Origin of the sequence: Anoxybacillus eryuanensis (assembly GCF_051200995.1) — a bacterium.
In the GTDB taxonomy this organism is placed as follows: Bacteria; Bacillota; Bacilli; order Bacillales; family Anoxybacillaceae; genus Anoxybacillus; species Anoxybacillus tengchongensis.
The window spans coordinates 1-8802 of sequence record NZ_JBPODS010000025.1; the positions used below are offsets into that span (position 1 = coordinate 1).

Here is an 8802-nt window from a genome sequence, read left to right on the forward strand (position 1 = left end):
GGCTTTCAGTTCCCGGCTTTTTTGTTCGGTACCCAACTTTTTTGTCCGGTTCCCGACTTTTTTGTCAAGTACCCGACTTTTTTGTCATTCAACAGTTTTTTATCATTCCTTCTAAGCTTTACTCCACCGTTACTGACTTCGCTAAGTTGCGCGGTTTGTCGACGTCGCAGCCACGGTGTAAGGCTGCATAGTAAGCAATTAATTGCAATGGCACGACAGACGCAAGCGGTGTAAGCATCGGATGAACAGCTGGGATGACGAAACGGTCGTCCTCCATGTCTAATCCTTTCATCGAGATGATGCACGGATTAGCGCCGCGAGCGACAACTTCTTTGACGTTCCCGCGAATGCTTAAGTTGACATGTTCTTGTGTCGCTAATGCGATCACTGGTGTGCCGTTTTCAATTAAAGCGATCGTACCGTGCTTCAATTCTCCACCCGCAAAGCCTTCTGCTTGAATGTAAGAAATTTCTTTTAACTTTAGTGCACCTTCTAATACGACATAATAGTCAACTGCACGACCGATAAAGAAGCAATTGCGTGTTGTCGCTAAATATTCGCGCGCGATTTGTTCCATTTCATGCTTTGCATCACAAAGTGTTTCCATCGCATTCGCAACAATGCCGAGTTCTTTTGTGACGTCAACATTCAACTCGATGCCTTTTGCTTTTGCGGCAACCGCTGCTAACATCGCAAGCACTGCAATTTGTGCTGTATATGCTTTCGTTGATGCAACGGCGATTTCTGGTCCAGCGTGAAGAAGAAGCGTATAATCTGCTTCGCGCGATAATGTCGAACCTGGCACGTTCGTAATCGTTAATGATTTATGACCAAGCTCTTTCGTACGTACAAGCACCGCACGGCTGTCCGCTGTTTCCCCACTTTGTGAAATATAAATAAATAGCGGTTTTTCTGATAAAAGCGGCATGTTGTATGAAAATTCGCTTGCGATATGCACTTCGACAGGGATTTTCGCCCAGTTTTCGATCAATTGTTTACCGACTAAACCCGCATGATAGCTCGTGCCGCATGCGACAATATATAAACGATCCGCTTCTTTGACTGCTTGAACAATGTTTTCGTCAATCGCCAATTCACCTTGTTCGTTGCGATATTTTTCAATCAAACGGCGAATGACAAGCGGTTGTTCGTCAATTTCTTTTAACATGTAGTAAGGATACGTTCCTTTTTCAATGTCGCTTGCATCCAACTCCGCTACATACGGCGCGCGCTCTACGACTTCACCATTTAACTTTTTAATCGTGACACTTTCCTTTGTGACGATGACGATTTCTTTATCCATTAACTCGACATATTCGTTTGTCACTTGCAGCATCGCTAATGCATCGCTTGCGACAACGTTGAACCCTTTGCCTAATCCAGCTAAAAGCGGGCTTTTATTTTTCGCTGCGTAAATGACGCCATCATTTTCTGCATCAATTAAAGCGATCGCATAGGAACCTTTCAAGAGCGAAAGCGTCTTACGAAACGCTTCTTCTACCGCCAATCCGTCGTTCACGAATGTTTCAATTAACTGCACAATGACTTCTGTATCTGTATCACTTTTGAACGACACGTGTGCTAAATAATCACGTTTTAGCAATTCATAGTTTTCGATTACACCATTATGCACAAGAGTAAAACGACCTGATGCACTTTGGTGTGGATGGGCATTGACGCGGTTTGGCACGCCGTGTGTCGCCCAACGTGTATGACCGATGCCAAGCGGCGCGTCTACATCTTCTGCGACAATGGCACGCAAATCAGCAATGCGTCCTTTTTCTTTAAACACATGTACACCTTGTTCGTTTAATAACGCAATACCTGCAGAGTCATATCCACGATACTCTAATTTCTCTAATCCGTACAATAAAATTTCCTTTGATGGTTGTTCACCAATATAACCAACGATTCCGCACATAACAAGTCCTCCCTAATAATAGGGGCAAGAAGGGGCTCTTGCCCCTTGATTCGTATGTGCGATGAACGTTCTTTCCTTTGTGCAAAGAGTCGCCTCTTTGTTTTAAGAAAGAACTTGCGGCTGTCATCGCATCAGCCGGGAGGCATCCGCCGAACACTCGATAAACCTCCTCCTCGTCAACTAAGCTTTCTTCCCGTCCAAAGCTTAGTCCAGGCGCTTTAATAACTGTTGTTTTCCGCTATCCTCCTTTCATGTAAGATGTCAAACAACAATAGTTTACAACAACAAAGAGGCAAACGTCAATGTGTATCGCTTACCCCTGTATAAACAAAATATGCATAAATGGAATAAACCGTTCCATTTATGCATATTGTTTACCGAAAACATTATTGTGTGCCAAAGCGCTCACGAATAACAGCTGCAATTCGCTCAACGTATTGATCGCAAAGCTCGTTTGTCGGCGCTTCTGCCATGACACGAACGAGTGGCTCCGTACCAGACGGACGAACGAGAATACGACCATTTCCAGCCATTTCTTCTTCGACTTCACGAATGACTCGTTGCACTTCTTCGCTTTCGATTGCTTCATGTTTATCCTTTACTTTGACGTTCACTAATTTTTGTGGGTATTTTTTCATTTCCCCTGCTAGCTCAGAAAGCGGCTTTTTCGTTACTTTCATAATGTTGACAAGCTGTAACGCTGTCAACAACCCGTCTCCTGTCGTGTTGTAATCTAAGAAAATAATATGCCCTGATTGTTCTCCACCTAAATTATAGCCGTTCTTTTTCATTTCCTCCACAACATAGCGGTCACCAACGGCTGTTTGCACACTTTTGATCCCTTGCGCTTCAAGCGCTTTATAAAAACCAAGGTTGCTCATGACGGTTGAGACGACCGTTTGATGTTTCAAACGCCCTTGTTCATGTAAATATTTTGCGCAAATGTACATAATTTGGTCACCGTCAACAATTTCACCATTTTCATCAACCGCAATTAATCGGTCGCCATCTCCATCAAACGCTAATCCTACATCTGCCCCTTTTTCCTTCACAAATGCAGCTAACGCCTCCGGATGTGTTGAGCCGACACCGTCGTTAATATTTAACCCATTCGGTGATGCCCCCATTGTCGACACATCGGCATCTAAATCGGCAAATAAGTGCGTCGCTAATGACGATGTCGCACCGTGCGCGCAATCAAGCGCTACGTGAATGCCGGAAAAATCCTCGTCTACTGTTTGCTTTAAATATTGTAAATATTTTTGTCCGCCTTCAAAATAGTCGTTTACTTGCCCTAAATCTTTGCCGATTGGACGTGGCAACGTATCTTCTTCACTATCGAGAAGAGCTTCAATTTCTTGTTCTTGTTCATCGGACAGCTTAAAACCATCTGGTCCGAAAAACTTAATGCCGTTGTCTTGAACAGGGTTATGCGAAGCGGAGATCATAACCCCCGCTTGCGCCCCTAATACTTTTGTTAAATAAGCTACACCTGGTGTAGAAATCACGCCGAGGCGCATCACTTCTGCCCCGATGGAGAGCAGTCCAGCTACAAGCGCCCCTTCAAGCATATGACCAGAAATGCGCGTATCGCGCCCGATTAGCACTTTCGGACGTTCTTTATCTTTCGTTAATACGTAACCGCCAAAGCGGCCAATTTTAAAAGCTAATTCTGGTGTTAATTCACTATTGGCAATCCCTCGAACACCGTCTGTTCCGAAATACTTACCCATGCTATCGCTCCTTTTATCATGACTCATTTCTTGTGATACGAATGGTTGCTTCTTTTTGCGGTAGTTTCCATCGAACGTTTTGAGGCCCGTTGACTTCAATTGGCACATTATGCTCACCAATACCTAATTCACTAACGTTTAAGTATACCTCAATATCCTGCAACTGAATAGCATTCAGTACACGTTGAGCTCCTAATGCCGTGAGCGTCATATTTTGATCGATAGGATTTATCAACTCAGCCTTATATGCATCGTTTAGTCCAATGATTTCAATTGGAACATTATAAAACGTTCTCTCTTTTTCTTGTTCCACTTCAATTAAAATTGTAACTTTCGCTGGGTCTACAGCTTTCACCCCTTTTGGAACAGGTACATCGACTTGTAAAGTCGTATTGCTTGTAATACCGCTTAAATCAATTTCAATGCCAGTAATAAATTCGATTTCGTCGATTTTTGCCTTTGGTCCAAAAATCGTTACCTCACTCGGAATGACTTCCATTTTGACGATGCTTAATCCTTCTCGTAACGTTCCTTTTCGTTCAATTTTTAGGGGAACGGTCTTGCTTGGGCTTTTAATCGGTACGGTAATATCGACAATAGATGGTTCTACATCAAGTGGTAATACATTTCCTTCTTTATCATATACCGTCACTTTCGATTCTCGTTCAATCGTTTCTTCGACTCCTTTTAAATCGACGCGCGCCTTTACTAATGCCACTTTATCAATTAATGTTTTTGCTCCCGTCACTTTCACAATATTTGGTTTAACAATTGGTTGTTCCGGTGAATAACCATCTGCAATTTGCGATTTGTTAATAAAGTCGACTTCCACCGGAAAGTCTTTTGACACTCGTTCATCGATAGTTACAGTAATTGTCGCTGGATCAATGGTGACGCGTAATTTTTCAGAAATATTTCGGTATTTCAAAGGGACGGTATGCGTACCAATTGGTAATTTAGATAAATCAACGTACACTTCAAAATCCCGTTGCAGCTTCGTTGGCGTGACAATACTTTTTGGTCCTTCAAGCATGACGTTGACCGATTGAGGAATACCAGAAACAACAAGGTTTTCTTGATCGTAATACGCTACAACCGGTACGTCCGTCACCGTTTCAATATCCGTTTGTCCAACCGTATTTCGTGACGTACTATTAGATTGTGTTTCGATATTAACTGAAACGTAAATCATAAGTGCTAACAATAAAGAAAAGATGCGTATAAACCATGGGCTATTCATCCATTTATCCACTTTTTTTCGCCCTCCACTGCCAACGAGATGAAGAAGTTGCTTTCGGTTGAATGAGCTCCTTCGTCAGCAATTCTCGTAATACATCTAATTTTAAATCTCGGTAAAGCTCCCCATTTTTCGCAACAGAAATCGCCCCTGTTTCTTCGGACACAACAACAGTAATGCTGTCTGTTACTTCGCTAATACCTAATGCCGCGCGATGTCGCGTACCGAGCTCCTTGGAAATAAACGGGCTTTCCGACAACGGCAAATAACATGATGCTGCAGCAATTTGATTTTTTTGTATAATGACCGCTCCATCGTGAAGTGGTGTATTTGGAATAAAAATGTTAATGAGCAACTCTGATGAAACGTGCGCGTGTAATGGAATGCCGGTTTCAATATAATCGCCCATTCCTGTTTCTCGTTCGATAGAAATAAGGGCCCCGATTCGTCGTTTTGCCATATACTCTGTCGCTTTTACGATCGCTTCGATCATATGCGTTTGTTCTTCCTCTTCAGGAGTCGTACTTCGTGAAAACAGTTTCCCTCTCCCTAATTGTTCAAGTGCTCGGCGCAATTCTGGTTGAAAAATGATAATGATAGCTAAAAAGCCCCATGTAATCGCTTGATCCATCAACCATTGTAACGTGCTCAACCCCATGAAGCTACTTACAATTCGAACAAGAATAATGACAATAATCCCTTTAAGCAGTTGCACCGCTTTCGTGCCGCGCACAACCATAATGAGCTTATAAATGACAAACCAAACGACAAGAATGTCTACAAACTTAATGAGGTAATTCACAAATGTTGGGAGCTCTCCAAATGGCATTCTTACACTTCCTTCACTCATTCTAATTGCTCTCACATGTAAAAAAGCCATCAATATGGATGGCTATTTCGTTAATGTTTTGGCGATATTGTAACCGACTCTTTTTACATTATACCAAATCCAATCAAACACTTCATTAACTTCTTCAATTTGTCCAGTTACTTCACCAGCAGAAGCTAAATATTTATGGCCGTTAATGACGGTAACATTGCCATGCACTTCTCCTTCAATTTTAATATCGCCGTTTCGAACAACAATATCACCTTCCACGACTTTTCCTTCTGGTACAATGACGGTATGGTTTTGAACAATTAAATGTTCTTGCTTAGAAAATGAAAATTCATTATCCTCTTGCCAAACTGCCCACAAACTGCTCATGCTTAATAGGAGAAATAATGATGCAGCCGTTAAAAACGGATGATGAGTCAGCCATCGTTTCCAACGTACACGCCGTTTTTCACGAGGTAAATTGTACATCACTTTTTTAATAAAATCGTCGGAAGGGGTGAAGTGGGAAACATTTTCGACAAACGCCACTGTTTTTTTCAATGCATAAAAATGCTCTCGACATGCTTCACATTGTTGAATATGGCTACGTAATTGTTGCTCTTCTTCTTTTTGAATATCTCCGTCTAAGTAGTCATGCATCCATTGAACAATTTTTTTAGAGCATGGCATCTGTCTCACTCCTTCTGATCATAAATGGTCTAAATGTTTGCGCAATGCTTCACGACCACGATGAATGCGCGTTTTTACCGTGCCAATCGGCAAGTTTAAAATATCACTAATCTCTTGTAACGATAATTCATCAATATATTTTAAGACGATGACAGCGCGATATTTTTCCGGTAGTTTTAAAATCGCTTCTTGTACCATTTGTTGTAACTCTAAACTTTCTAACGCATCTTCCGGGGAAGTTCCTTCGCCTGCGAGCTGGGAGTACATCGTTAGCCCGTCTGTCCCTGATACTTCTGCATCTAAATAAACATCCGGCTTTTTTTTACGCATGCGATCAATCGATAAATTTGTTGCAATACGATATAGCCAAGAAGAAAATTTCATGTTTGGATCGTATGTATGAATGTTGACATACGCCCGAATAAACGCTTCTTGGGCAGCGTCTTCTGCCTCATGACGGTTTCCTAACATCCGATAGCATAGTTGATAAATTTTATCTTTGTACATTTCGACAATGTCAGCAAAAGCATTTTGATCTCCTTTTTTTACTGCTTTAATGCGTTGCCTAATAAACATATCCATTCAATATTTACCTCCACATGGGGGCTACTATTTTATACGAATAACATAAAGCAAAGTTCCATAAATCGCAACGAATATGTTAATTTTTTTTAAAAAAATCGAGAGGGGGCATCATGCCACCTCTCATACGAGCTTCTCACCAAACAACGAGCCCATTAAAGCAACAGCGGTTGCAGCTGTTTTATTTCGTTCATCTAAAATGGGATTGACTTCAACAAACTCTGCTGACGTGATAATTTGTGCTTCAGCTAACATTTCCATCGCTAAGTGACTTTCACGATACGTCAGTCCACCAATTACAGGTGTTCCAACTCCCGGTGCATCGTGTGGATCAAGTCCATCTAAGTCAAGAGACAAATGTACACCGTCTGTTCGTTCTTTTAAATACGCAATCGTCTCTTCCATCACTTTCGTCATGCCTAGACGATCGATCTCATGCATTGTATATATTTTAATTCCTTTTTCCTTAATGAGTTGTTTTTCACCTTCATCAAGTGAACGAGCACCGATGATCACAATATTTTCTGGTTTCACTTTTGGGCTATATCCACCAATCATCGTTAAAGCTGGATGACCAAGTCCTAAGCTTGCAGCAAGCGGCATACCGTGAATATTCCCTGAAGGCGAAGTTTCTTCCGTGTTTAAATCCCCATGCGCATCATACCAAATAACGCCTAAATTTTTGTAATGTTTAGCCACTCCTGCAAGTGTCCCAATCGCAATACTATGATCACCACCGAGAACAAGTGGAAAGCGACCTCTTGTTACAACTTCATCTACTGTATTAGCTAGCTTTTCATTTGCTTCAGCAACCGCTTTCAAGTTTCGTAATTTTGGATTTGTTACATCTTGAACGCGCTCAGCGCGACCAATTTGAATATCACCTAAATCTTCAATATCATGATTTAAGTTTTCCAAACGCTCTACTACACCCGCATAGCGAATTGCGCTTGGTCCCATATCAACGCCACGACGTGTTTGTCCTAAGTCCATTGGCACACCAATAATAGAGATGTTCATCTTGATCTCCTCCCCTTGCTGTATCTAATGTTTATTGTACATGAGGAGAAACAGTTGGCTCAACTCGACAACTTTTTGAATATTTATTCTATAGTAAAAAGAGTAAAAAGAAAAAACCTTAGGTACTACCTAAGGTTTTAAATAGTATGGTTATGGAGCCTATCGGGATCGAACCGATGACCTCCTGCGTGCAAAGCAGGCGCTCTCCCAGCTGAGCTAAGGCCCCATGGAGCGGAAGACGGGACTCGAACCCGCGACCCCCACCTTGGCAAGGTGGTGTTCTACCACTGAACTACTTCCGCAAACAGTGAGCCATGGAGGACTCGAACCTCCGACCCTCTGATTAAAAGTCAGATGCTCTACCTGCTGAGCTAATGGCTCATCATATGAATGGCTGGGCTAGCTGGATTCGAACCAGCGCATCACGGAGTCAAAGTCCGTTGCCTTACCGCTTGGCTATAGCCCATTGATGAAACAAAAATCATGGTGGAGGGGGACGGATTCGAACCGCCGAACCCAAAGGGAGCGGATTTACAGTCCGCCGCGTTTAGCCACTTCGCTACCCCTCCGCAGATGGTGCCGGCTGCAGGACTTGAACCCGCAACCTACTGATTACAAGTCAGTTGCTCTACCAATTGAGCTAAGCCGGCAGTTGTTTTTTATCAACTACGTTATGTTATCCAACTTCTTATTATTTCATACAAATGTATGGTGGAGGATGACGGGATCGAACCGCCGACCCCTTGCTTGTAAGGCAAGTGCTCTCCCAGCTGAGCTAATCCTCCATAAAAGATGACCCGTA

Annotated in this window: 7 protein-coding genes and 7 tRNA genes; all 14 read right to left on the reverse strand. The window is 42.4% G+C overall.

The annotated features are described in order from the left end of the window. Positions 1-118 precede the first annotated feature (118 nt). Positions 119-1921: a glutamine--fructose-6-phosphate transaminase (isomerizing) gene (glmS, locus tag HNQ84_RS14065; protein ID WP_435622447.1), complete on the reverse strand. Its 1803-nt coding sequence runs from the start codon at positions 1919-1921 to the stop codon at positions 119-121. Between the two features lie 386 nt (positions 1922-2307). Next, complete coding sequence (gene glmM / locus HNQ84_RS14070; RefSeq protein ID WP_435622448.1) at positions 2308-3654, reverse strand: phosphoglucosamine mutase; 1347 nt, start codon at positions 3652-3654, stop codon at positions 2308-2310. Positions 3655-3670: 16 nt separating this feature from the next. After that, positions 3671-4906 (reverse strand): CdaR family protein, encoded by a 1236-nt coding sequence (locus HNQ84_RS14075; RefSeq protein ID WP_032101909.1) that lies wholly within the window; start codon positions 4904-4906, stop codon positions 3671-3673. Further along, positions 4899-5720: a diadenylate cyclase CdaA gene (gene cdaA, locus HNQ84_RS14080; protein ID WP_183250183.1), complete on the reverse strand. Its 822-nt coding sequence runs from the start codon at positions 5718-5720 to the stop codon at positions 4899-4901. The genes HNQ84_RS14075 and cdaA overlap by 8 nt, the downstream gene beginning before the upstream one ends. Before the next feature lie 63 nt (positions 5721-5783). Next, on the reverse strand, positions 5784-6398 hold the full coding sequence (locus tag HNQ84_RS14085; protein ID WP_435622449.1) for a zf-HC2 domain-containing protein: 615 nt from the start codon (positions 6396-6398) through the stop codon (positions 5784-5786). An 18-nt stretch (positions 6399-6416) separates the two neighbouring features. Then, positions 6417-6980 (reverse strand): RNA polymerase sigma factor SigW, encoded by a 564-nt coding sequence (gene sigW / locus HNQ84_RS14090; protein ID WP_032101912.1) that lies wholly within the window; start codon positions 6978-6980, stop codon positions 6417-6419. Between the two features lie 123 nt (positions 6981-7103). After that, the gene (rocF, locus tag HNQ84_RS14095) at positions 7104-8000 is read right to left on the reverse strand and encodes an arginase (protein ID WP_183250177.1); all 897 of its coding nucleotides are present in this window, start codon (positions 7998-8000) and stop codon (positions 7104-7106) included. 153 nt (positions 8001-8153) lie between these two features. Next, positions 8154-8226 (reverse strand) — tRNA-Ala (locus tag HNQ84_RS14100). Between the two features lies 1 nt (position 8227). Next, a tRNA-Gly gene (locus HNQ84_RS14105) sits at positions 8228-8302 on the reverse strand. A gap of 6 nt (positions 8303-8308) precedes the next feature. Then, positions 8309-8381 (reverse strand) — tRNA-Lys (locus HNQ84_RS14110). Positions 8382-8391: 10 nt separating this feature from the next. Next, positions 8392-8466: transfer RNA gene (locus HNQ84_RS14115), tRNA-Gln, on the reverse strand. 18 nt (positions 8467-8484) lie between these two features. Then, a tRNA-Tyr gene (locus HNQ84_RS14120) sits at positions 8485-8569 on the reverse strand. A gap of 5 nt (positions 8570-8574) precedes the next feature. Next, positions 8575-8650, reverse strand: a tRNA-Thr gene (locus HNQ84_RS14125). A gap of 59 nt (positions 8651-8709) precedes the next feature. After that, positions 8710-8785 (reverse strand) — tRNA-Val (locus HNQ84_RS14130). Positions 8786-8802: the final 17 nt, after the last annotated feature.